The organism is Jatrophihabitans sp., from assembly GCF_046262535.1.
Taxonomy (GTDB): Bacteria; Actinomycetota; Actinomycetes; order Mycobacteriales; family Jatrophihabitantaceae; genus Jatrophihabitans.
The window spans coordinates 1-21,345 of sequence record NZ_JBHEMO010000019.1 but is presented as its reverse complement, the minus strand read 5'-3'; the positions used below and the strand labels follow the sequence as shown (position 1 = coordinate 21,345).

At 72.2% G+C, this 21,345-nt stretch carries 26 protein-coding genes, 1 pseudogene and 1 riboswitch; of the genes and pseudogenes, 15 read left to right on the top strand and 12 right to left on the bottom strand.

Annotated features, from left to right (window positions below; translation table 11 throughout):
- Positions 1-5: 5 nt before the first annotated feature.
- Together ABR571_RS02445 and ABR571_RS02440 are read left to right on the top strand one after the other, a co-directional pair.
- A complete protein-coding gene (locus tag ABR571_RS02445) occupies positions 6-335 on the top strand; it encodes a lycopene cyclase domain-containing protein (RefSeq protein ID WP_409451597.1) in 330 nt (109 codons plus the stop codon).
- Positions 332-652, top strand: coding sequence for a lycopene cyclase domain-containing protein (locus ABR571_RS02440; RefSeq protein WP_409451596.1), 321 nt, complete (start codon positions 332-334; stop codon positions 650-652). The genes ABR571_RS02445 and ABR571_RS02440 overlap by 4 nt, the downstream gene beginning before the upstream one ends.
- On the opposite strand, the gene ABR571_RS02435 is transcribed toward ABR571_RS02440, so the two are convergent.
- From ABR571_RS02435 to ABR571_RS02425, 3 genes are all read right to left on the bottom strand, one after another.
- Positions 591-1,541, bottom strand: a complete 951-nt coding sequence (locus ABR571_RS02435) for a phytoene/squalene synthase family protein (protein ID WP_409451595.1) — start codon at positions 1,539-1,541, stop codon at positions 591-593. The two genes, ABR571_RS02440 and ABR571_RS02435, sit on opposite strands and share 62 nt — an antisense overlap.
- Before the next feature lie 7 nt (positions 1,542-1,548).
- Positions 1,549-3,033 carry a phytoene desaturase family protein gene (crtI, locus tag ABR571_RS02430; protein ID WP_409451594.1) on the bottom strand — a complete coding sequence of 495 codons (1,485 nt, stop codon included), beginning with the start codon at positions 3,031-3,033 and terminating at the stop codon, positions 1,549-1,551.
- 103 nt (positions 3,034-3,136) lie between these two features.
- On the bottom strand, positions 3,137-4,204 hold the full coding sequence (locus ABR571_RS02425; protein WP_409451593.1) for a polyprenyl synthetase family protein: 1,068 nt from the start codon (positions 4,202-4,204) through the stop codon (positions 3,137-3,139).
- Between the two features lie 23 nt (positions 4,205-4,227).
- Between ABR571_RS02425 and metF the strand changes: the two genes are divergently transcribed.
- Together metF and ABR571_RS02415 are read left to right on the top strand one after the other, a co-directional pair.
- Entirely contained in the window at positions 4,228-5,112 is an 885-nt protein-coding gene (gene metF, locus ABR571_RS02420) for a methylenetetrahydrofolate reductase [NAD(P)H] (RefSeq protein WP_409451592.1), read from the top strand.
- Positions 5,113-5,171: 59 nt separating this feature from the next.
- Positions 5,172-5,747 (top strand): CDP-alcohol phosphatidyltransferase family protein, encoded by a 576-nt coding sequence (locus ABR571_RS02415; RefSeq protein WP_409451591.1) that lies wholly within the window; start codon positions 5,172-5,174, stop codon positions 5,745-5,747.
- Here the strand turns inward: ABR571_RS02415 and ABR571_RS02410 are convergent.
- Genes ABR571_RS02410 through ABR571_RS02395 form a run of 4 tightly spaced genes read right to left on the bottom strand, consistent with a single transcriptional unit; the run spans position 5,697 to position 8,571 of the window.
- Positions 5,697-6,764, bottom strand: a complete 1,068-nt coding sequence (locus ABR571_RS02410; protein ID WP_409451590.1) for a glycosyltransferase — start codon at positions 6,762-6,764, stop codon at positions 5,697-5,699. The two genes, ABR571_RS02415 and ABR571_RS02410, sit on opposite strands and share 51 nt — an antisense overlap.
- Positions 6,761-7,561 (bottom strand): carotenoid biosynthesis protein, encoded by an 801-nt coding sequence (locus ABR571_RS02405; protein ID WP_409451589.1) that lies wholly within the window; start codon positions 7,559-7,561, stop codon positions 6,761-6,763. The genes ABR571_RS02410 and ABR571_RS02405 overlap by 4 nt, the downstream gene beginning before the upstream one ends.
- Positions 7,503-8,075, bottom strand: a complete 573-nt coding sequence (locus ABR571_RS02400) for a GNAT family N-acetyltransferase (protein WP_409451588.1) — start codon at positions 8,073-8,075, stop codon at positions 7,503-7,505. Before ABR571_RS02400 ends, ABR571_RS02405 begins: the two co-directional genes overlap by 59 nt.
- A gap of 28 nt (positions 8,076-8,103) precedes the next feature.
- Positions 8,104-8,571: a YbaK/EbsC family protein gene (locus ABR571_RS02395; protein WP_409451587.1), complete on the bottom strand. Its 468-nt coding sequence runs from the start codon at positions 8,569-8,571 to the stop codon at positions 8,104-8,106.
- A gap of 36 nt (positions 8,572-8,607) precedes the next feature.
- Between ABR571_RS02395 and ABR571_RS02390 the strand changes: the two genes are divergently transcribed.
- The 10 genes and pseudogenes from ABR571_RS02390 (at position 8,608) to ABR571_RS02345 (ending at position 18,222) form a co-directional block, all read left to right on the top strand.
- Positions 8,608-9,543 (top strand): cobalamin biosynthesis protein, encoded by a 936-nt coding sequence (locus ABR571_RS02390; protein ID WP_409451586.1) that lies wholly within the window; start codon positions 8,608-8,610, stop codon positions 9,541-9,543.
- On the top strand, positions 9,540-11,033 hold the full coding sequence (locus ABR571_RS02385) for a cobyric acid synthase (RefSeq protein WP_409451585.1): 1,494 nt from the start codon (positions 9,540-9,542) through the stop codon (positions 11,031-11,033). Before ABR571_RS02390 ends, ABR571_RS02385 begins: the two co-directional genes overlap by 4 nt.
- Before the next feature lie 72 nt (positions 11,034-11,105).
- Positions 11,106-11,243, top strand: a riboswitch (cobalamin riboswitch).
- Between the two features lie 96 nt (positions 11,244-11,339).
- The gene (locus ABR571_RS02380; RefSeq protein WP_409451584.1) at positions 11,340-12,320 is read left to right on the top strand and encodes an ABC transporter substrate-binding protein; all 981 of its coding nucleotides are present in this window, start codon (positions 11,340-11,342) and stop codon (positions 12,318-12,320) included.
- A 7-nt stretch (positions 12,321-12,327) separates the two neighbouring features.
- On the top strand, positions 12,328-13,419 hold the full coding sequence (locus ABR571_RS02375; RefSeq protein ID WP_409451583.1) for a FecCD family ABC transporter permease: 1,092 nt from the start codon (positions 12,328-12,330) through the stop codon (positions 13,417-13,419).
- An 11-nt stretch (positions 13,420-13,430) separates the two neighbouring features.
- Complete coding sequence (locus ABR571_RS02370; protein ID WP_409451635.1) at positions 13,431-14,234, top strand: ABC transporter ATP-binding protein; 804 nt, start codon at positions 13,431-13,433, stop codon at positions 14,232-14,234.
- Complete coding sequence (locus tag ABR571_RS02365) at positions 14,231-14,857, top strand: adenosylcobinamide amidohydrolase (RefSeq protein ID WP_409451582.1); 627 nt, start codon at positions 14,231-14,233, stop codon at positions 14,855-14,857. The genes ABR571_RS02370 and ABR571_RS02365 overlap by 4 nt, the downstream gene beginning before the upstream one ends.
- Positions 14,854-15,879 (top strand): Rv2231c family pyridoxal phosphate-dependent protein CobC, encoded by a 1,026-nt coding sequence (cobC, locus tag ABR571_RS02360; RefSeq protein ID WP_409451581.1) that lies wholly within the window; start codon positions 14,854-14,856, stop codon positions 15,877-15,879. Before ABR571_RS02365 ends, cobC begins: the two co-directional genes overlap by 4 nt.
- 8 nt (positions 15,880-15,887) lie before the next feature.
- Positions 15,888-16,937: pseudogene (cobT, locus tag ABR571_RS02355) on the top strand (nicotinate-nucleotide--dimethylbenzimidazole phosphoribosyltransferase); the annotation flags it as partial.
- The gene (locus ABR571_RS02350) at positions 16,934-17,461 is read left to right on the top strand and encodes a bifunctional adenosylcobinamide kinase/adenosylcobinamide-phosphate guanylyltransferase (RefSeq protein WP_409451580.1); all 528 of its coding nucleotides are present in this window, start codon (positions 16,934-16,936) and stop codon (positions 17,459-17,461) included. The pseudogene cobT and the gene ABR571_RS02350, both read left to right, overlap by 4 nt.
- Positions 17,458-18,222, top strand: coding sequence for an adenosylcobinamide-GDP ribazoletransferase (locus ABR571_RS02345; RefSeq protein WP_409451579.1), 765 nt, complete (start codon positions 17,458-17,460; stop codon positions 18,220-18,222). Before ABR571_RS02350 ends, ABR571_RS02345 begins: the two co-directional genes overlap by 4 nt.
- 80 nt (positions 18,223-18,302) lie before the next feature.
- On the opposite strand, the gene ABR571_RS02340 is transcribed toward ABR571_RS02345, so the two are convergent.
- Complete coding sequence (locus ABR571_RS02340) at positions 18,303-18,500, bottom strand: hypothetical protein (RefSeq protein ID WP_409451578.1); 198 nt, start codon at positions 18,498-18,500, stop codon at positions 18,303-18,305.
- 169 nt (positions 18,501-18,669) lie between these two features.
- On the bottom strand, positions 18,670-18,798 hold the full coding sequence (locus ABR571_RS02335; protein WP_409451577.1) for a hypothetical protein: 129 nt from the start codon (positions 18,796-18,798) through the stop codon (positions 18,670-18,672).
- A 292-nt stretch (positions 18,799-19,090) separates the two neighbouring features.
- Between ABR571_RS02335 and ABR571_RS02330 the strand changes: the two genes are divergently transcribed.
- On the top strand, positions 19,091-19,984 hold the full coding sequence (locus ABR571_RS02330; RefSeq protein WP_409451576.1) for a hypothetical protein: 894 nt from the start codon (positions 19,091-19,093) through the stop codon (positions 19,982-19,984).
- A gap of 19 nt (positions 19,985-20,003) precedes the next feature.
- Here the strand turns inward: ABR571_RS02330 and ABR571_RS02325 are convergent, their stop codons facing one another.
- The 3 genes from ABR571_RS02325 to ABR571_RS02315 form a co-directional block, all read right to left on the bottom strand.
- Positions 20,004-20,396 carry a hypothetical protein gene (locus ABR571_RS02325; RefSeq protein WP_409451575.1) on the bottom strand — a complete coding sequence of 131 codons (393 nt, stop codon included), beginning with the start codon at positions 20,394-20,396 and terminating at the stop codon, positions 20,004-20,006.
- A gap of 145 nt (positions 20,397-20,541) precedes the next feature.
- On the bottom strand, positions 20,542-20,973 hold the full coding sequence (locus ABR571_RS02320) for a DUF1810 domain-containing protein (RefSeq protein ID WP_409451574.1): 432 nt from the start codon (positions 20,971-20,973) through the stop codon (positions 20,542-20,544).
- Positions 20,970-21,345 (bottom strand): helix-turn-helix transcriptional regulator (locus tag ABR571_RS02315; protein WP_409451573.1); only part of this gene is annotated, 376 nt, incomplete at its 5' end. The genes ABR571_RS02315 and ABR571_RS02320, both read right to left, overlap by 4 nt.

Here is a 21,345-nt window from a genome sequence, read left to right as displayed (position 1 = left end):
CCGGCGTGCGCGCTGTCTATGTGCTGATCCTGGCCGCCTGCCTGGCGGGGACGCTGCCGCTCGAGTTCGTGCTGCGCACCCGGGTCTACGCGCGGTGGCCCCGGCTGCTCGCCGCGCTCTTGCCCGTGCTGGTCGTCTTCAGCATGTGGGACCTCGCCGCGATCCGGGCCCGCTGGTGGCACTACGACCCGCACTACCTCGTCGGCGTGACGCTGCCGGGCCGGCTGCCGCTCGAAGAGTTGCTCTTCTTCCTTGTCATTCCCACCTGCGCGGTCCTCACGCTCGAGGCGGTCCGCGCTCGGCGGCCGGAGTGGCTGATCGGCGATGAAGCATGAATTACACGATGGCCGCGGTGCTGGGCGCTGTCGGTGCGGTCGTGCTCGACCTCCTCGTCCTACGGACGGGGCTCGTGCGGCGCAAGGCCTTCTGGACTGCGTACGCGATCGTGCTCGTATTCCAGCTGGCCGTGAACGGACTGCTGACCGGTCTGCGCATCGTGCGCTACGACGGCTCAGAGATCCTCGGTCTGCGCATCGCGTACGCACCGGTCGAGGATCTGCTGTTCGGGTTCGCGATGGTGACGATGACGCTCAGCCTGTGGGTCGCGGCGGGGCGGCGCGCCGCGCGGACAGCGCGCCGCGCAGACCGCTGATGCCCACCGCCGCGCGGCGGGCCACGCTCACCTGGACCCGCCCGCTGAAGACGTCGTAGTCGGCCCGCTCGATCTCGTCGAGGATGTCGGCGTACAACGTCGTTGCGGTGCGCAGGCAGTCACGCGAGCTCGCCTCGACCAGGTCGATACCCGGCGCGGCACTGGCATACAGCCCCCGCGCCCGCTCGATCTCCCACGCGAGCAGGTTGCGGATCGACTCGTCCACTTGCCCACGGGCCAGTCGGTCGCGGTCGACGCCGAACCGGCGCAGCGATTCCTCGGGCAGGTAGACCCGGCCCCGGCGCAGATCCTCGGCCACGTCGCGCAGGAAGTTCGTCAATTGGAAGGCCGTGCCGAGGTCGATGGCGTGCGACTCGAGCACGTCCCACCTGGTGCCCGGATCGGCCCGGCCGAGGATCGGAAGCATCTCGAGGCCGATCACCGCGGCCGACCCCCACATGTACCGGGTGAGGTCCTCGAACGTCTCGTACGCGGTGACGTCGAGATCCATCCGCATCGATTCGAGGAAGTCGGCGAAGTAGGACGTCGGGATCTGCCACCGCTGCACCGTGTCGATGACGGCCCGGCTGACGGGGTCGCTGGTCGAGCCCCACTCGAGGTCGGCGAGGAAGTCCGCGCTCCACTCCTCGAGCCGCTCGGCGCGCTGGCCGCGGCTGAGCCGCGTCGTCATGTCGTCGACCAGGTCGTCGACGTGCCGCGCGAAGCCGTACAGCGCGTGGACGAAGGGCCGCTTGCGGGGCGGCAGCAACAGCGTTGCCAGGTAGTACGTCCGGCCGTGGTGGGCGTTGATCGCCCGGCAGCGCGCGTACCCGGCCCGCAGGGCTGGGCCCTCGATCCCGGCTGCGTCCAGTTCGGTCCGGGCGCTCACGTCGAGCTCATCGGGGCCCGGTGACCCGATCGGCGGCCAGTCGGCCCGAGACGAGGACCATCGGAACCCCGACGCCGGGCTGGGCGTTCGATCCGCAGAACACCAGGTTGCCGATGCGGCGGTCAAGGGGGGGGGAGCGGAACGGGCCCGTCTGGCCGAAGGTGTGCGCCGCGGCGAACGGCGCGCCCGCGGCCATGCCCTGGGCCTGCCAGTCGGCCGGCGTCACGAGGTGCTCGACCTCGATGCCGGTTGTACACGCCGAGTAGCCGCGTTTGTCGAGCGTCTCGAGGATGTGCTCGTGATAGCGCGTGCGCTCGGAGACCCAGTCCACCCGTCCGGTGACGTTCGGGGCCGGGAAGAGCGTGTAGTAGGTGTGCCGGCCGTCGGGGGCGAGTGACGGGTCGGTGCGCGTCGGCGTCGTGAGCAGGAAGGACGGATCGCTCATCACCTGCCCGTCGTCGATGATCTCGCCGAACGTGGTGTCCCACGACGAGCCGAAGTCGATCGAGTGATGCGCGAGGCCGTCCACTGACGTCGACGATCCGGCATGCAGCACGACCGCCGAGGGTGAGTACCGCAGCCGCGACAGCCGTCGGGGCGTGTACTGCGGCGGCAGGAGTTCGGCGTAGGCCGTCGGCAGATCGGCATTGACCACGACGACGTCGGCCGGGATCCGCTCACCGTCGGTCGTGACGACGCCGCGGGCCCGGCCGCCCTGCACGTCGATGGCGGCCACGGTGGTGCTGTAGCGGAAGTCTACGCCGTGCTTCGCCGCCGCGCCGGCCAGCGCGCGCGGTACGGCGTGCATCCCGCCCTCGGGGAAGTACACCCCTTCGACGCAGTCCATGTACGTGATCACCGCGTAGATCGCCAGCGCCCGCGCCGGCGCCAATCCGGCGTACATCGCCTGGAAGGAGAACAGCCGGCGCAACCGCTCGTCGGCGACGTAGCCGGCCAGCTTCGGCGCGAGCCGGCGGAACGCCCCCATGGCCGCGAGCCGGGCGAGGGGCAGGCCGGCCAGCTGGAGCGGCGAGTCGAGGTTGCGCTCGATGAAGTGCGGCATCTCGACGCGGTAGAGGGTGCGCAGGAACGCGACGTAGCGCAACCACCCGGCCGCGTCCTTCGCGCTGCAGGTTCGCGCGATCTCGTCGGCCATGTCGTCCACGTCGGCGCGAACCTCGATCGTCGAGCCGTCGGCGAAGCGGGCGCGGTAGGCGGGGTCGAGTCGGTGCAGCGTCAGCCAGTCGGACAGGTTCTCGCCCACGGCCTCGAGCGGACGCGCGACGAGTTCAGGCATCGTCAGCACGGTGGGGCCGGTGTCGAAGCGGTAACCGCGATCGTCGAGAAGCCCGCAGCGACCACCCGGGACGTCGGCGCGCTCGAGGATCGTCACCCGGCGACCGGCGCCGGCGAGATGCAGCGCCGCCGACAAGCCACCGAGGCCCGCGCCCACGATCACCACGTGTTCGGTGGGGCCGTCGACGGTACGCATGGTTCGGACGCTACTTTGCCGCGCTCAACCCGGTCGCCGAGGCTCGGCCTGAAGTGACGCCGGTCAGACCCGGCGCGAGCCGCCCACGGATCCGCTTCTGCAGTCAGGCGTGCCGTTCGGTCGCCGCGCGGGCGAGAGCGTCGAGCGCCGCGCGGGCGTCCTCGCCGATCGCCGGGGTGGACAGGGCCGTCCGGGCCGCGTCGGTCCGCGCGCTGATCCGGTGCTCGACCTGGACGAGGGCGCCGGTCGCGACGATGACGCCTCGCAGCCGCTCGACCTGGTCGTCGTCGAGGTCGCGATCGCCGAGGCTGTCGCGCAGCAGCTGCGACTGCTCCGCGTCGGCAGCCGCCATCGCCAGCGCGGTGAGCAGGGTGTGCTTGCCCTCGCGAAGGTCGTCGCCGGCCGGTTTGCCGGTGACCGAAGGATCGCCGAAGACGCCGAGGACGTCGTCGCGGAGCTGGAAGGCCTCGCCGAGCGCCAGCCCGTAGGCGGTGAGCGCGGCGAACACCTCCGGGGGGGCCCCCGCAGCGGCGGCGCCGAGATGGAGCGGGCCCTCGACGGTGTACTTGCTGGTCTTGAACTCGATCACCCGCAGCGCTTCGTCGGCCGAGAAGGCCCCGCGCGCTTGGACGAGCACGTCGAGGTACTGACCGGCCATCACGAGCTGACGCATCTCGTCGTAGACGACGCGTGCGTGTGCGGCCACCTCGGGCGCGAGTCCGACCGAGGCGAACATCGCGTCGGCCCACGACAGCAGCAGATCGCCGAGCAGGATCGCCGCGGCGGTGCCGAATGCCTCGGGTCTGCCCGTCCACCCGGAATCCCGGTGCATGCGGGCGAACGCGGTGTGGGCCGCCGGGCGGCCACGACGGGTGTCGGAGGAGTCCATCACGTCGTCGTGCACCAGCGCGCACGCGTGCAGCAGCTCCAGGCTCGCCGCCGCTGTGACGAGGGCGCTGTCGTCATCGGTGCTGTCGCGGACGGTGCGCCATCCCCAGTAGGCGAAGCTGGGCCGCAGTCGCTTGCCACCGTCGAGGACCATGCTGCGGGCGGCATCGGACACGGGCAGGAGGTCGGAACCGAGGGCGGCGAACGCTGCAGCGCGGCCGTCCAGGAAGGCGGCCAGTTCGGTGTCGACCCGCTCGATCAGCGATCCGCCCCGCGCCGTCACCGAGCGGACATTACGCTGGTCGAATGGCGCGAATGGTGCGGGACTACTTGGCCGAGGACGGCCCGACCTTCTCCTTCGAGTTCTTCCCGCCCAAGTCGTTGGACGAGGACCGGCTGTTGTGGAAGACCATCCGCGAGCTCGAGCCCCTGAACCCGTCCTTCGTGTCGGTGACCTACGGCGCGGGTGGTTCGACGCGGGCCCGCACGATCGAGATCACCGAGCAGATCGCATCTGACACCACGCTGCTCCCGGTCGCCCACCTCACCGCGGTGGGCCACTCGGTCGCCGAGCTGCGCTCGATCGCCGGCGGGCTGGCCGCGGCCGGCGTCACGAACGTCCTCGCGTTGCGGGGCGACCCGCCGGGCGATCCCGAGGGCGAGTGGGTGCAGCATCCCGAGGGCGTCGCCTACGCGTCCGACCTTGTCCGGCTGATGCGCGCACACGGTGACTTCTGCGTGGGCGTCGCGGCGTTCCCGAACGGCCACCCGCGGTCGGTGACGCTCGAGGACGACACCGCCCAGCTGGTGGAGAAGTTCCGGTCCGGCGCCGAGTACGCGATCACCAACATGTTCTTCATCGCCGAGGACTACCTCCGGCTGCGCGACCGCGTGACGGCCGCGGGCTGCGACGCGCCGATCATCGCCGGCCTGATGCCCGTGACCAACATCGGCATGATCCGGCGATCGGAGCAGCTGACCGGAGCACCGTTCCCGGCCAAGCTCGGCGCCCGCTTCGCCGCGGTGGCGCACGACCCGAAGTCGGTACGGGCCATGGGCATCTACGAGACGTCGAAGTTGGCCGAGCGGCTGCTCGAAGAGGGCGTGCCCGGCGTGCACTTCTACACGCTGAACCGCTCGAAGGCGACGCGCGAGGTTTGGGCGAACCTGGCGCTGGGCGCGCGTCTCTGAGCTCGCCGGCGCAGCGCTGGTCGGCGCTGCATCACGGGATCGACCCGGAGGCAGTCCCGTTGCTGGCGCCGTGGCTACGGGTGATGTGGTGGCTGGCCCGGCCGTTGCGCCGACTGCCGCCCACGGCGATCACCGTCCTCGGGGTCGTGTTCGCCGCGGACGCGGTGCTGCTGGCCGGGTCGTGGCCGGCACTCGCCGCCGTCGTCGTGATCGTCGCCGTGCTGTGTGACGGTCTGGACGGAGCGGTCGCCCTCGTCGCTGACCGGGCCACCGGTTTCGGGGCCCGCGCCGATGCGGTGGCCGACCGGGTCTCCGACGTCGCGTTCGCGGCGGCGCTGTGGCGCTGTGGCGTGCCACTCGCGTTCGCGGCAGTGTGCGGCGCCCTCGCGCTCATGGTCGACGGCGTCCGGCGGCTGCGCCGGGTGCCGTCGCGGGTCACGGTGGGCGAGCGCCCGACCTGGGCGATCTGCGCCGTGCTCGCGTGCGGCAGCGCGGCCGTGACCTCGGCACACTGGCCGCTGCTCGTGTGCGCCTCGGTGTGGGCCGCAGCCGGGGTCGTCGCGGTGATCCAGGTGGCGCGACCCTCAGACCGGTCGGCCCTTCCACCTCAGCGTCCCGGCCCGGCGGCCGAGTAGCGATCGCACCGTCAGATGGCCGAGGACCAGCACCGAGACCGGATGCGCGCATGCGTCGGGCAGAGCGCGCCCGCCGGTGCGGCGTGCCGTCACCACCCTCGATGCCACGCCGGCCAGGTACCCGACCGTGCCGGTCCGGGAACCGCGCAGCGCGGCCACGGCCGGCACCATGTAGGCGACGCCCAGCAGCGTCAGCGCCGCTCCCGCACCGGCCGGCGAACCGAACGCGGCCCATAGCGACTTCCGGTAGCCGTCGCGCAGCGCAGGCCAACCGTCATACATCCGGCACGTCGCCAGGTCGGTTCCGTCGATGACGCCGCCGCGGCCTCCGGCGGCCTTCACTGCGCGCACCAGCGCCAGGTCGTCCAGCACCTGATCGCGGATCGCGGTGTGGCCGCCGGCCTGCTCGAGTGCGGTTCGGCGCACGACGAGGAACTGCCCGCAGGCCGCGGTGAGCGAGGGACGGGGTGAGCGCTCGGCCGGGCGGAGAGGCAGCGTCGTGAGCCACGACCATTGCAGCAGCGGCTGGATCAGCCGCTCGGCCACCGTGCCGGCGAGCTGTCGCGGGAACGGGCAGACGACGTCGAGGCCGGCCTCGTCCAGGACCGCGACCGCGGCAGCGACCGCGCGGGGTGCCAACCGGACATCGGCATCGACGAACACCAGCACGTCGGCGTCGGTCGCGGCCGCGAGCTGGGCGCACGCCCAGGGCTTGCCGAGCCAGCCCGAAGGTGGGGGAGTCCCGTCGAGCACCCGGGCACCGGCGGCCCGGGCCGCCGTCGCCGTACCGTCGGTCGACTCGTCGTCGAGGACGAGCACCGCGCCCTGGCCGTCCACCGACCGCACACAGTCGCCGATCCGGTCCACCTCGTTCCGGGCCGGGACGAGAACCGCCACCGTCATCTGCGGGTCGGGCGGACGCGCGGGCGGGCGGCGCAACAAGCGGGCGTTACTCACCGCATGCGCCAGGCCGACGACAGCCAGCCCGGATCCGAGCCGCACGAGCCGCCCGCTCATCGCCGGCACCGGATCGCGAGCGGCACGGCGACGGCGCCCATGCCCAACGCTCCCCAGCCTGCGGCTGCCGGGCGGTCGAGGAAGAGGCCGAGGGCCACGATCCAGCCCACGTAGAGCCAGAGGTACAGGGCGATCGGCACGGCGTCGGCCCCGTCGCCGATAACGGCCTGCACCGCGATCGAGAGGACGAGCGCTACGGCCAGCCAACCGGCGAAGTTGGTGAGCGGGACGTCGGCGACACCGGGCAGATGGGGGTTCGGAGATCGCCACGTCCACGCACCGGCCGCCACGAGTTGCGGATCCAGGAAGAGATCGGTCGACGCGAGGGCCCAGGCGCCGACGAGGACGCGGGCCGGCCGGCCGTGGACCAGCCGGCGGGCGACGACGGCTGCGGGCCAGGCCAGCATCGTCCAGGCGAGTCCGATCAGCAGGGGCGTGCCGAACAGCGTCGGTCCCAGTGAGTCGGCGTACTTGTAGTGCCCGAAGGGCACGCCGGTGTGCACGCCCAGTACCTCCACCGCGAACCCGGGGACGACGGTCAGCAGCAGCACCGCGGCCGCGGTCATCGGGCCGCGGGTCAGTGCCGCGTGGGCGACGCAGGCCGCCGCGAGGACGAGGACGATCGCCACGATCAGGTGATCGCGCACCTCGCCGTGCACCAGCGGATAGGCGATCTGCAGCCCGACCACCGCACCGGCCAACAGGGCGGGGACAGGGAAGGAGCGCGAGGTCAGCGCCTCATCGACCATCGCGCAGCGGGAGTCGCGCGCCCAGTACGGCGAAGGGTCGGGAGTCACCCGGGAACAGGTAGTTCCGGGCCAGGTCGACGAATCCGGTGTCGCGGTAGAGCCGGAACGCGCGGGTGTCGCTGTCCGGCGTCGACAGCAGCATCGCGGTGTGCGGCAGGCCCGAGGCCAGCGTGGACAGCAACTGACGACCGACGCCGAGGCCCTGGTACTCCGGGAGCACATGCAGTTCGGACAGCTCGAAGGCGTTGACCAGCCATTCGCGACCCGCGACGTCGTCGAGGGCCCGGCGGACGAGGTCGTGCCACCACTGGCCGGGCTTGGTCGTGTACCCGTAACCGAAGCCGACGAGGGTGTCGTCGTCGAGGACGGCCGCTCGGCAGGCGAAGCCGCTGAGGGATACGTGTTTGCGAGCGCTGACGGCGCGCTGGACGCCGGTGTGGTCGGGGTAGCGCATGGCCCGGACGTAGATCCGCATGGCCTCGTCGACCCGAGCGCCGAACTGGCCCCCGGTCCACTCCTCGATGCGGGCGCCGGTCATCGGCGGGCGCTCAGCGGATCGCATCCCTCGATCGTGCCCCACCGACCCGGCGTCACGCGACCTCAGCGGGTTCGCCCCCGGTCAAGCGCAGCAGTTCGGCGAACGTCGTCGGGAAGACCGCGTGCGCGATTCCGCCGGCCGCCCAGACCTGCGGATACCGGGCCAGGTCGGTGTCGACCAGCGTCCGCAGCGGCGTCGGGTGGGCCACTGGAGCCACGCCGCCGATGCGCTGCCCGGTGTGTCGGTAGACGAAGTCGGGGTCGGCCCGCTTGAGCTTGGCGGTGCCGACGAACGCGGCGACCTTGCCGGTGTCGACGCGGTGCGCGCCGCTGGTCAGCACGAGGAGCGGTTCGTCGTCTGCGGTGGCGAAGATCAACGAGTTGGCGATCGCGCCGACGTCGACGCCCACGAGGGCTGCGGCCGCAGCGGCGGTCGGCGCCGGTTGGTCGAGGATCCGGACGCGGCCGGCGACCCCGGCCTGTTCGAGCACAGCGTTTACGGCAGCACAGTTGGGATGCACGCAAGGCAAGGTAGCGGGCCTCGGTAGGTTCGCGCGGTGTCGCCCCGTCGAGAGCTCGCCGCCGGTTTGCTGCTCGGGACTGCGCTCGACGCGCTGGTCCCGGATCCGCGCCGGGGTCATCCGGTTGCCGCCTTCGGAACCGCCGCCGGTGCGCTCGAGCGGCGCATGTGGGCCGACCGTCGGCCCCGCGGCGGTCTGTTCGCCGCCATCTGCGTCGGTGGGGCCGCCCTGGCCGGTCGCGCGGTCGCGCGCCGCTCCGGACGCTGGTGCGTCGTCGCCAACGCAGCCGGTACCTGGGTGGTCCTCGGCTCACGCTCGTTGCGGACCGAGGGGCGGGCCGTCCACGACTTGCTGGCCGCCGACGACCTGGCCGGCGCCCGCCGGCGGGTGACCCACCTCGTCGGGCGCGACCCGTCCGCCCTCGACGCCGGGGGCGTCGCCCGCGCCGCTCTCGAATCGGTCGCCGAGAACACCTGCGATGCGATCGTCGCACCGCTGTTCTGGGGGGCGGTCGCGGGGTTGCCCGGACTACTGGCCTACCGCGCGGTGAACACCCTCGACGCGATGGTCGGCTACCGCTCGCCGCGGTACGCGAAGTTCGGGTGGGCCTCGGCCCGGCTGGACGACCTGGCCAACATCGTCCCCGCTCGGGTGACCGCAGGCCTCGTCGCGATCACCGCACCCGTCGTGGGCGGCAGCGGCCGCGCGGCCCTGCAAACGGCGATGGCCGATGGGCGCAACCACCCGAGCCCGAATTCCGGCTACAGCGAGGCGGCGTTCGCCGGTGCGCTCGGACTGCGGCTCGGCGGCACCAACGCCTACGCCGGGCGGGTGGAGCACCGGCCACGCATCGGCAGCGGACGGCCGCCGACGTCGGACGACCTGCGCCGCGCCGGGCGGTTGTGCGCGGCGGTGACCGCAGCCGCCGCCGTCCTTGCCGCCCTGCTCGCCGTCACCGGGAGACGCCGGTGAAGGGGGCGCTGCTCGTTGCCGGGACGACATCGGATGCCGGTAAGAGCGTCCTGACGGCGGCCATCTGCCGATGGCTGGCCCGCCAGGGCGTTCGGGTCGCGCCCTTCAAGGCGCAGAACATGGCCCTCAACTCGGCGGTCACGCGGGACGGAGCCGAGATCGGCCGGGCCCAGGCGATGCAGGCCCAGGCGTGCGGCATCGAAGCCGAGGCCGCCATGAACCCGGTGTTGTTGAAGCCCGGTAGTGACACCCGCGCGCAGGTCGTCGTTCTCGGGCACCCGATCGGTGACGTCGGAGCGCTCGACTACGGCGACCTCAAGCCACGACTGGAGCGCGTCGTGCGCGATTCGCTGGCCGACCTACGCACCCGGTACGACGTGGTCGTCTGCGAAGGTGCCGGCAGCCCGGCCGAGATCAATCTGCGCGACCGGGACCTGGCCAACATGGGACTGGCCCGGATGGCCGACCTGCCGGTCGTCGTCGTCGGCGACATCGACCGCGGCGGACTGCTCGCCGCCATGTTCGGCACGCTCGCGGTGCTGTCGCCCGAGGATCAGCGGCTCGTCGCCGGCTTCGTCGTCAACAAGTTCCGCGGGGACGCGCGCCTGCTCGCGCCCGGGTTGGACATGCTGCGCGAGCTGACCGGCCGGCCCACGCTGGGCGTGTTGCCCTGGCGCAGCGATCTGTGGCTCGACGCCGAGGATTCCCTCGACCTCGCCTCGCGGCCACGGACGGTGCTGCCGCCGGTCGGGGGAGAGACTCTGCGCGTCGCGGTCGTGCGGCTGCCACGCATGTCCAACGTCACCGACTTCGATCCGCTCGCCGCCGAGCCCGGCGTCGACGTCCGGCTGGTCACGGCGCCGGGCGAGCTGGCCGACGCCGACCTGGTGATCCTGCCGGGTACCCGAGCGACGGTCGACGACCTGGGCTGGCTGCGTGCGACGGGCATCGCGGCCGCGATCACCGAACGGGCGCACGCGGAGCGACCGGTCCTGGGCATCTGCGGTGGCTTCCAGATGCTCGGGCGGGTGATCGTGGACGAGGTCGAGAGCCGACGCGGACGCGTCGAGGGGCTCGGCCTGCTGCCGGCCGACGCCGAGTTCGGGGCGGACAAGGTGCTCGGGCTCCAGGCCGGCACGGCGCTCGGCGCGCCGATCGAGGGGTATCTCATCCATCACGGCCGGGTGCGGGTCGACGGTGGGACGCCCTTCCTGGACGGCTGCGAAGTCGGCGCGGTGCGGGGCGCCACGTGGCACGGGATGTTCGACGCCGACGGCTTCCGCCGGGCTTTTCTCGCCGACCTCGCCGGCCGGACCGGACGTCGCTTCGTCGGCGCGCACGACGTGTCGTTCGCCGACGTTCGGCGCCGGCGTTTCGACGTGCTCGCCGACCTCGTCCAGCAGCATCTCGACACGGCGGCCCTGACCGCGCTGATCGAGCACGGTGCACCGCCCGGCCTGCCCGTTCTGACGTCCGTCCTGGCCCCGTAACGGCGGCGAGTCGCCGCGTGTCGCGCCGCACAGTGGCCCCGGTCAGCCGGCGGCCGATGCACGCGTTCCTGCTACGGTTACAGCGTTCCGGGCACTCCCGGAATGGTGCAGGTTCAGCGAAGACCGGTGAGATTCCGGCGCTGTCCCGCAACGGTACTGCTCCCGCAACGGGGGCGAGCCCGGACGCCTGTCCTGCGCCGACGTGACCTGTCCTCGGAGGAAGGGCGGTTCGTTCGACCTCGCCCTCATCCGGCTGGTGTCGCAGCGAGCGCACTTCGTCCTCCGGGAATCACTGGAGGATGCAAGATGCTCAACCACTCAACGCGGGCTGCAACGGCCCTCATCGCCCTCGCGGCGACGGCGGCGCTGGCCGCCGGGTGTTCCAGTTCCGGCTCGGCCAAGTCGGCGAAGACAAGCGGCGCGAAGACCTCGGCCGCGTCGACGGCCGCAGCGGCCCAGTTCCCGGTCACGATCCAGACCGCAGCCGGCGCGGTGACCATCGCCAAGAAGCCCACCGCGATCGTCTCGATGTCGCCGACAGCCACCGAGATGCTCTTCGCGATCGGGGCCGGCAGCCAGGTCAAGGCCGTCGACAAGAACTCCGACTACCCGACCACCGCGCCGCACACCAACCTCGACTCGTACCAGCTCAACGCCGAAGCGGTGGCGAACTACCGGCCCGACCTGGTGGTGGTGTCCGGCCTGCCGCCCAAGCAGGCCGCACAGCTTCGCGCGCTGCACATGACGGTCCTCGACGAGCCGGCCGCCACTGACCTGCAGGGGACGTATGCGCAGCTCGCCCAGCTCGGCGAGGCCACCGGCCATGCCGACGGCGCGGCGACCGAGGCCACCAAGATGAAGGCCGACATCGCGTCCATCGTGAAGGACACCCCGAAGCCGGCGGCCGGCACGAAGTACTACTACGAGCTCGACCAGACCTACTACTCGGTCACGTCGGCGACCTTCATCGGCAAGACGCTCGGGCTCTTCGGGTTGACGAGCATCGCTGATGCCGCGAAGGGGGCCGCGGCCAGCGGCGGCTACCCGCAGCTCACGAGCGAGTTCATCGTCAAGGCGAATCCGGCCTACGTGTTCCTGGCCGACACCAAATGCTGCAAGCAGACGCCGGCAACGGTGGCGAAGCGGCCCGGCTGGTCGGCACTCCATGCCGTCACCGGCCAACGGATGATCGCGCTGGACGACGACATCGCCTCACGCTGGGGTCCGCGGATCGTGGACCTGCTGCGCACCGTCGGTCAGGCGATCAAGCAGCACCCGGCGGCGTGAGGGCGGAATGACGACCGAGCAGGACGCGTCGGGGCGCGCCGACCGGGCCGCAACCGCGGCCCGGCCGGTGCGCCGCTCGCATCCGGCGCGGATCCCGCTCGCCGTCTCCTTGCTCGTCCTGCTCGGCGCCATGCTCCTCGCGACCGCCATCGGCCCGGTCGCCATCAACCCGGGCGACGTCGTCACCACCCTGCTGACGCACGTGCCGCTGCTCCACCTCCACAGCTCGGCCGCGCCGGTGTATCAGGACATCGTCTGGCAGATCCGCTTGCCTCGGGTGATCCTGGCCGCCCTGGTCGGCGCCATGCTGGCCGCCGGCGGCACGTCCTACCAAGGCGTGTTGCGCAACTCGCTCGCCGATCCCTACCTGCTCGGCGTCGCGGCCGGCGCCGGACTCGGCGCCACCGCGGTCATCGTGGCCGGGAAGTCCGGCTCGCTCATGCTTCCGGCCGCTGCGTTCGCCGGAGCAGTGTTCGCGGTGGTGCTGACCTACGTCGTGGCCGAGGTCGGCGGCAACCGCGCGAGCGGGTACGCGATCATCCTCGCCGGCGTGGCCGTCGCCGCGATGCTCACCGCGGTGCAGACGTATCTGCAGCAGCAACACACTGAGGAGATCCGCCAGATCTACAACTGGCTGCTCGGCAGCTTCTCGGTGGCGTCGTGGGCCGACGTCCGCCTCATCCTGCCGTACCTCGTGGTCAGCGGCGCCGTGCTGCTCGCGCACCGCCGCATCCTGGACGTGCTGCGGGTCGGCGGTGAGGAGGCCGGCGCCTTGGGCATCCACCCGGAACGGACCCGGCTGCTCATCGTCGGCGCGGCGACCCTCGGTACCGCAGCGGCGGTGTCGGTCAGCGGGCTGATCGGGTTCGTCGGGATCGTGGTCCCGCATGCCGTGCGGCTCATGACCAATGCCAGCTACCGCGTGGTGCTGCCAGTGGCGATGATCTGCGGCGCGTCGTTCATGGTGTTGGCCGACCTGCTCGCCCGGACGATCGAGGCACCCACGGAGCTGCCGATCGGCGTGGTGACCGCCGCGGTGGGGGCGCCGTTCTTCCTCTTCGTGCTCCGGTCCCGCCGGACGAGACAAGGCGTGCTGTGACAACGCCGCCGATGTTGCACCTCGATCGCGTCGGGGTCCGTTACGACGGCAAGGACGCGGTCCGCGACGTCAGCGCATCACTCGACGCGGCCGAGTGGGTGGGGCTCATCGGCGCGAACGGCGCCGGCAAGTCCAGCCTGCTGCGCGCGGTGGCACAGATCGTTCGGCACACCGGCGACCTGCGGGTGGCTGGGGAGTCGACAGCGCACCTGACTCGCCGGCGACGGGCGCAACTGGTCGCCTACGTTCCGCAACAACCCGAGCTGCCGGCCGGAATGTCGGTCCTGGACTACGCCCTGCTCGGCCGGACCCCGCACATCAGCTACTTCGGGGTCGAGTCCGACGCCGACCGCCGGCACTGCCTCGAGCTTCTCGACCAGCTCGGCCTCGGCGGTCTGGCCGACCGGGTCCTCTCGACCCTGTCCGGTGGCGAGCTGCAACGCGTCGTGCTGGCCCGCGCGCTCGCCCAGGACGCGCCGGTGCTGCTGCTCGACGAACCGACCAGTGCATTGGACCTCGGCCGCCGCGTCGATGCGCTCGAACTGGTCGACGAACTGCGGCGCCAGCGGGGACTCACCGTGCTCAGCGCCATGCACGACCTGACCCTGGCGGCCCAGTTCGCCGACCGCCTGATCCTCATGTCGGACGGCCGGGTCATCGCGTCGGGCACGCCCGAGCAGGTGCTGGACGAGCGAGTCCTGTCCGAGTGTTTCGGCGGCCGGGTGCGGGTGATCGTCAACGACGACGGTGGCCTGCTCGTGGTGCCGCAACGCTCGTCGGCCCGCAGCAAACCGGCCCGCGCGGTCTCGACATGAACCCGACCCTGCGTCATCGCGTCGAGAACGGGTCGTCGCTGCCGATGCTGGTGTGGCCGTACAGCCAGGCCCGCACGGCCGCGTCGACGGCCTCGGTCGGCGGCGGCGTCGGCCTGCGCCACTGGGTCATCAACGCGCAGGTCCCGCTCGACTACGGCCGACGCGACCAGGAGGAGCACGGCGCCGAACTCGCCCGCTCGGCGGGGCTCAACGGCACCGGCGTCGTGATGTTCACCGCCGCCTACGTCGAGCGCCATCGCCACGCCGAGGACGGTGGCGTCGCGGTCGACGCCACCGTGGGCCTGTCACATCCGACCTGGGCCGCCGCGCCTGACGACGCCGTGATCGCGACCTCACCGGGCACCATCAACATCGTCGCGGCGCTGCCCGTGCGCCTGGCCGAGGCGGCCCTCTTGAACGCGCTCGTCACCGCCACCGAGGCCAAGAGTCAGGCGTTGCTAGAGGCCGGGATTCCGGGAACCGGGACGGCGTCGGATGCGGTCACGGTGCTCTGCCCGACGCAGGGTCCGCCGGAGCCGTTCGCCGGCCCGCGCTCGGTGTGGGGCGCCCGGCTGGCCCGCGCGGTGCACGAGGCGGTCCTCGCCGGAAGTGCGCGGCGGTGAACATCGGCACCTCCGGGCGCTCGACCACCGACCTGCGCCACCACGGCGACCTCGATGCGGTGCCGGGGCTCGTCGACCTCGCCGTGAACGTGCGTCCGGGCACACCGCCGCAGTGGCTGCGAGAGCGGCTGGCCGCCGTCGACCTGGCCCGGTACCCGGACCAGACCGCCGCGATCGCCGCGGTGGCCGCCCGCCACGGCCGATCACCGGACGAAGTGCTGATCACCGCCGGAGCCGCTGAGGCGTTCGTGCTCATCGCCCGCGCGCTCGTGACCCGGTCCGCCGTCGTCGTGCATCCGCAGTTCACCGAGCCCGAATTCGCGCTGCGCGCGGCCGGGTCCGACGTCGACCGGGTCCTGCTCGAGCCGCCGTTCCTGCTCGGCCCGGCCGCTGTCCGCGCGGACGCCGACCTGGTGGTGCTCGGCAACCCGACCAATCCGACCTCGGTGCTGCACCCGGCCGACACGATCCGGGCGCTACTGCGGCCGGGCCGGGTCGTGGTGGTCGACGAGGCCTTCGCCGACTGTGTGCCGGGCGAACCCGAATCCCTGGCCGGCGAGCCGGGCCTGGTCGTCGTCCGCAGCCTGACCAAGACCTGGGGGCTGGCCGGACTGCGGGTCGGCTACGTGCTGGCCGATCCGCCCCTCATCGAGCAGTTGCGCGCGGTCCAACCGCACTGGCCGGTCAGCTCGCCCGCGCTGGCGGCGTGTGTCGCCTGTACCGAGCCGGCTGCCGTGGCGCAGGCCCGCGCGTGGGCCGAGACGCTCGGTCCATGCCGCGAGCACCTGGCCGCGGCGTTGGCCGCATTGCCTGGCGTGGACGTCGTCCCCGACGCACGCGCGTCGTTCCTGCTCGTCCGTACGGATCGTTCACGGATCTGGAAAACGCTGCGGGACAAGGGATTCGCCGTGCGCCGGGGCGATAGCTTTCCCGGCCTCGACCCGACCTGGTTCCGCGTCGCCGTCCGCGACGCCGGCACGTCGGCCGCTTTCGTCCACGCCCTACAGGAGGTATTGCGATGACCGATGCGCTGTTGGCGGCGACGATCGCCGAGATCCGCGGACCGAACGCGCGCGCGGTGGACGACGCGCGGGAGCGGCAGGGCCGGCTGACCAAGCCGCCCGGCTCGCTCGGCGTCCTCGAAGACGTGTCGGTCCAATTGGCCGGGCTGGCCGGGCAGTGTCCGCCGCCGCTGCCCGAGCCCGCCGTGGTGGCGGTCTTCGCCGGCGACCACGGCGTCCACGCACAGGGTGTGACCCCCTGGCCCCAAGAGGTCACGGTGCAGATGGTGGCCAACTTCGTCGCCGGCGGGGCGGTGATCAACGCGTTGGCGGCGCAGACCGGCGCGCAGGTGGTCGTCGTCGACATCGGCGTGGCGGCCGAACTCGAACCGGTCGACGGCCTGCTCTTGCGCCGCGTGCGGGCCGGCACCCGCGACATGACGCAGGAGCCGGCGATGACGCGCGACGAGGCGGTGCGGGCCCTCGAAGTCGGCATCACGGTCGCGCGCGACCTCGTGGCCGGCGGCAACCGCTGCCTGTTGACCGGCGACATGGGCATCGCCAACACCACCGCATCTGCGGCGCTGATCGCCGCGTTCACCGGCGCGTACCCCTCAGCCGTCACCGGCAGGGGGACCGGCATCGACGACGAGACACTGGCCCGCAAGGTGGACGTCGTGCAGCGGGCGCTCGCACTGCACTCGCCCGACGCCGCCGACCCGATCGGCGTGCTGGCGGCGGTCGGCGGTCTCGAGCACGCCGCTCTCGCCGGATTCATCCTCGGCGGAGCCGCGTCGCGCACACCGGTCGTGCTCGACGGGGTGATCGCGTGCTCGGCCGCGCTCGTCGCGCGGGCGCTGGCGCCGGACAGCACCTCGGCGATGTTCGCGGGGCATCGTTCGGCAGAGCCAGGCGCCTCGATCGCGCTGGACGCGCTCGGGCTCACGCCGCTCGTGGATCTCGACCTGCGCCTCGGGGAGGGGTCCGGCGCCGTGCTCGCGCTGCCGCTCGTGCAGAGCGCGGGCCGGGTGCTGCGCGATGTCGCGACTTTCGACTCCGCCGGCGTCACCGAGAAATGAGGCAGCGGGTGCTCGTCCTGGGCGGCAGCCGGTCGGGCAAGTCGCACTTCGCCGAGTCGCTGTTCGCCGACGCGGCCCAGGCCGACTACCTCGCGACCGCGCCGCCGCACCCCGCCGACGCCGAGTGGGTGGAGCGGGTGCGCGTGCACCGCGAGCGCCGCGGCGACCGATGGCGCACCCTGGAGACCGGCGACGCCGCCTCGGTGCTCGAGTCGGACGGGCCGGCCGTCCTCGTCGAGAGCGTCACGGCCTGGCTCGCTCGGGCGATGGACGAATGCGGTTGCTGGACGGCCGACGAGAAGCCGGGCGAGCTCGACTCGCGGGTCGCGCGACTGGACGCCGCGTGGTCAGCCACGTCCCGCTTCGCCGTCGCCGTCAGTGACGAGGTTGGCTTGGGCATCGTTCCCGACACCGCGTCGGGCCGGCGGTTCCGGGACACGCTCGGCCTGCTCAACCAGCGATTGGCCGCGATCGCCGACGAAGTACATCTCGTCGTCGCCGGCGTGCCGCTGCAACTGCGATGAGCGGGTTGACGGGCGCCCTGGGACTGTTCACCGTCGTGCCGGTCCGGGCTGCGCCCGAGCTGCGGCGCAGCGACGCCGTCGCTGCGCTGCGCTGGTTCCCGCTCGTCGGCGCGGCCGTCGGCGCGGCGGCGGCGCTGCCTGCGGTCGCGGTATTGCACTGGGCGCCCCGAGCGACGTCCGTCGGTGCCGTCGCCGCCATCGCGCTGCTCGCGCTCCTCACCCGCGGACTGCATCTCGACGGTCTGGCCGACACGGCGGACGGGTTGGGCGCGCGAGCGCCCGCGACCGAGGCCCTGGAGATCATGCGCCGCTCCGACATCGGGCCGTTCGGGGTTCTGGCGGTCGTCTTCGCGGTACTGATCGACGTGTCGGCGCTGACCTCGTTGCATGGGGGGGTGTGGCGCCCGGCCGCGGCGCTGGCAGTGGCCGCAGCGACCGGCCGGGTGGCCGTCGTGCTTGCCGCACACCGCCGCGTCCCCGCAGCGCGCACGTCGGGCTTCGGCGCCCACGTGGCCGGCTCCATGTCGCCGGTGACACTGATCCTCTCGACCGCAGCGGTGCTCGGGGCCGGCGCCCTTCTCGCCTGGTCGGTCGACGCGAGCGTCGTCGGATGGCCGGTGGCCCAGGCGGTTGCGCTGGCCGTGACGACCGGATTCCGGCTCCACACGACCCGTCGCCTCGGCGGCGTAACCGGTGACGTCTTCGGCGCCCTCGTCGAGATCGGCACCGCGCTGACGTTGGCCGGTCTCGCAGTGACCTGATCGCCCCCAACCGCTGGGGAACGCTGTCCCGCATGGGTGACCGTGGCCGACAGATCATTGCGACCGGGCGGGTTCAGGCCCTACTGATCGCGCGGATCGCCCTCGGCTGCTGCCTCGGCCTCGTCGCGGACCTCATGGGCGATCTGAACCTGGGCCTCGCCCTCCTCGGTCAGGTCCTTGTCGCGGGCCAGGCGCCCGACGATTTCCTTGGCCTCGCCCACGACGACGTTCTCCCACGTTGCCGGGGATTCCGCCGGCCGCTCATCACCGTCTGCCATGCCGCCGAGGCTAACGGATGGAGCCTGCGACGCAGCGCGACAACGTCATGCCGTTGGGGGGATTCGTTGCCCGTCGCCGTCTAGAACGGTGGCGGGTCGTCGGCCTGGTCGGGGGTGTCGTAGTGGCCTGGTGGTGCGCGGTAGGTGTGGCCGGTGGGGCTGGTCCAGGTCACGCCGCCACCTCATCGCCGCCCGGCACCACCGCCCAGTCCGCAGGCACCGCCTCGAACGCGACATCGTCAGCGACCAGCGGACCGTCCGGCGGCACCCAGCCGTCCTCGATCAACGCCTCGCTCATGCATTCGATAATAGGAACAGGGTCTGACAGTTTTGGTGGCGTGGCGACAGACCGTCGAGCGTGTTCGACTTCGCGCGCCCCTACGCAACACCGCGTCGGGCTGGGCTGTCAGATGGACATGCGAATCGGCCGTTCCGTCATCGCGTGCGCGCTTCTCGCGGGAACGGCGATGGCCGCCGGATGCGCGGAGGGCCGATCGGCACCTCACGCGATCCCGAGCCGATCCGGTTCGGCACCGCACGCGCTGGTCTCGCGGGTTGGTCCACACACGGCGCTGCCGTCGCCCGCTCCAATGAGGATGATCGTCTGGCGCGGACCGGTCGAGGAGCTGTTCGTCCACCCGCTGGTGATCGACCCACGCCTGGCGTTCACGGCCGACACTCTCGGCCTCGGGTTCGGCAACAACTTCGTCACCGCCCTCGAGTTCCGCCGCATTCTCGACGACCTGTGGCGCAAGGGCTGGACACTCGTCGACGTCCATCGCGCCGCCTCCGGCCGCGTTCTCGTACCGGCCGGACGCAAGCCACTGGTCTTGTCCGAGGACGACGTCAACTACTACGCCTACTTCCGCGGGCGTGGTCTCGCGACCCGTCTCCTGCTCGCCGGCGATCGCGTCCTGGCCCAGTTGCCGGACGGGCGGCTCACCGATCAGGACGTCGTCCCGCTCGTCGAGGAGGAGATCCAGCGGCACCCGCAGTTCTCAGCAGACGGAGCGCGGGGCGTGCTCGCGGTCACCGGCTACGAGGGTCTGTTCGGCGAACACGAACCGAGCCGTCCCGCAGCCGAGGCGCGGCTCTCCGCGCTCGCCGATTGGCTGAAGACGCATGGCTGGACGATCGCCAGCCACAGCTGGGGGCACATCGACTTCAGCACCAGCTCCGCGTCGAGCATCGCGTGGGACACCCGGCAGTGGGCGAAGGAAGCCGTCCCGGTACTCGGGCACACCGACGTACTGATCTACCCGTTCGGGGCAGTGCCGACGGACCCGGTTATCCGGCAACTCGCGCGGGCCGGCTTCAGGATCCAGCTCGACATCGACATCCGAGCGCGGCTCGATCACCGCGACGGCGCGGTCCTGATGAGCCGACGGCACGTCGACGGGTATGCGTTCGAAGTGCCCGATCGGCAACGGCCGTTCTACGACGTCGCGACGGTGCGCGACGCGCGCCGACCACCGAACAACTGAGCGGGGCCGCCGAGCCGCTTCACCGCCGGACTTCGGAGCCGCCCTCCCCGTTCTGCAGCCGCGGGTCGAGTTCGGCGGCGCGCTGCTGGAGCGTCTGGGCCTTCTCGCCGTGTTCGTTCGCCACATCGAACTTCTGGCGGGCCTGCTGCTCGGCCTCGGCGACCCGCAGGTCCGCCTCGGCGCGCTCGCGCTGCGCGGCCGCGGCCTGCTCGGCGGCTGCTGCTCGTTCCGCCTCGGCTCGTGCCGCGTGCTGCTGGGATTCGAGCAGGTGATCGTGGGCCTCCACCTGACGACGTTCGACCGCCGCCTGCTTGCGCTCGGCCGAGCGGCGCCGCATCTTCGGAACGAGTACGGCGGCGAGAACGATCAGTACGACGGCGACGACGACAAGAACGATGACGAGAGTCTTCATGGCAACCTCCGCTCAGTCGTGGTGCGCATGCCGCAGAACTACGCCGACGTCGAGCGCTCGGGCCGGCACCGAACGGACCACACCACGGAGGGCAGCTGCCCTCACAGAACCTTTACCCGCACGAGCGCGGGCGGAAACGGCGAGGTCAGCCGGCAACCAGTCCGTCGGTTGTCGGGTCCGGACGGCCGCCGAAATGCCGCTGCAGCACCTGCGCGAACACCGCTTCGTCCGGCGCCGCCCGGAGGAACAGCGTCATCGACGACTGCAGCTTCTGCGCGTCGATGCTGCCGAAGATCGCCTCAGCGCCGGGGGGAGCCGCCGCCACGACGGTCGCGCATTCCCGCAGCCGCGGCCCGAGCAGCGGATGCCGCAGATAGGCCCGGGCCTCGTCGAGGGAACTGATCGCGTACCGGCGCGACGTGGCGCTGCGCCCGAGTCCGGCGACTTGCGGAAAGACGAACCACATCCAGTGGCTGGTCTTGCGGCCCTGGCGGAGCTCAGCGAGGGCGCGGTCGTAGGTGCCGGCGGCGTCCTGGGCCGCGACGAAGCGGCTCAGGTCGAACGGGTCGGCGGTCACGGCCCCGCCCACGTTTCGCCGGCCATCGCCGCAGCGAACTCGCTGCGGCCGGCAATGCCGAGCTTGCGGTAGGCGGCCCCCAGTTGGTTGTCCACCGTCCTCGAGGAGACGAACAGGGCCTCCGCGATCTCCCGCGTGGACATGCCTCCGGCCGCCAGTCGGGCGACGTGGGCCTCGCCGGGCGTCAAGGAATCGACGCCGCCCGTTGCGCGGCGTCGCGGCTTCGCGCCGGCGAGCCGCAGCTCGTCCTCGGCCCGGTCGGCGAGGCGCTGCGCGCCGCACCGTTCGGCCAGTGAGAGACCGATCCGCAACGGCTCCCGGGCCACCGCGCGCTGCCCGGACCGGCGCAGTGCCGCACCGAGATCCGTCTGG

Excerpts from the sequence above, each read along its gene's own strand:
- crtI (WP_409451594.1), bottom strand. The coding sequence starts at position 3,033 with ATGCGTACCGTCGACGGCCCCACCGAACACGTGGTGATCGTGGGCGCG.
- ABR571_RS02330 (WP_409451576.1), top strand. The coding sequence starts at position 19,091 with ATGAGGATGATCGTCTGGCGCGGACCGGTCGAGGAGCTGTTCGTCCAC.
- ABR571_RS02340 (WP_409451578.1), bottom strand. The coding sequence starts at position 18,500 with ATGGCAGACGGTGATGAGCGGCCGGCGGAATCCCCGGCAACGTGGGAG.
- ABR571_RS02365 (WP_409451582.1), top strand. The coding sequence starts at position 14,231 with ATGAACCCGACCCTGCGTCATCGCGTCGAGAACGGGTCGTCGCTGCCG.
- metF (WP_409451592.1), top strand. The coding sequence starts at position 4,228 with ATGGCGCGAATGGTGCGGGACTACTTGGCCGAGGACGGCCCGACCTTC.
- ABR571_RS02370 (WP_409451635.1), top strand. The coding sequence starts at position 13,431 with ATGTTGCACCTCGATCGCGTCGGGGTCCGTTACGACGGCAAGGACGCG.
- ABR571_RS02400 (WP_409451588.1), bottom strand. The coding sequence starts at position 8,075 with ATGCGATCCGCTGAGCGCCCGCCGATGACCGGCGCCCGCATCGAGGAG.
- ABR571_RS02440 (WP_409451596.1), top strand. The coding sequence starts at position 332 with ATGAATTACACGATGGCCGCGGTGCTGGGCGCTGTCGGTGCGGTCGTG.
- ABR571_RS02410 (WP_409451590.1), bottom strand. The coding sequence starts at position 6,764 with ATGAGCGGGCGGCTCGTGCGGCTCGGATCCGGGCTGGCTGTCGTCGGC.
- ABR571_RS02375 (WP_409451583.1), top strand. The coding sequence starts at position 12,328 with ATGACGACCGAGCAGGACGCGTCGGGGCGCGCCGACCGGGCCGCAACC.
- ABR571_RS02350 (WP_409451580.1), top strand. The coding sequence starts at position 16,934 with ATGAGGCAGCGGGTGCTCGTCCTGGGCGGCAGCCGGTCGGGCAAGTCG.
- ABR571_RS02335 (WP_409451577.1), bottom strand. The coding sequence starts at position 18,798 with ATGAGCGAGGCGTTGATCGAGGACGGCTGGGTGCCGCCGGACGGTCCG.
- ABR571_RS02325 (WP_409451575.1), bottom strand. The coding sequence starts at position 20,396 with ATGAAGACTCTCGTCATCGTTCTTGTCGTCGTCGCCGTCGTACTGATC.
- ABR571_RS02380 (WP_409451584.1), top strand. The coding sequence starts at position 11,340 with ATGCTCAACCACTCAACGCGGGCTGCAACGGCCCTCATCGCCCTCGCG.
- ABR571_RS02345 (WP_409451579.1), top strand. The coding sequence starts at position 17,458 with ATGAGCGGGTTGACGGGCGCCCTGGGACTGTTCACCGTCGTGCCGGTC.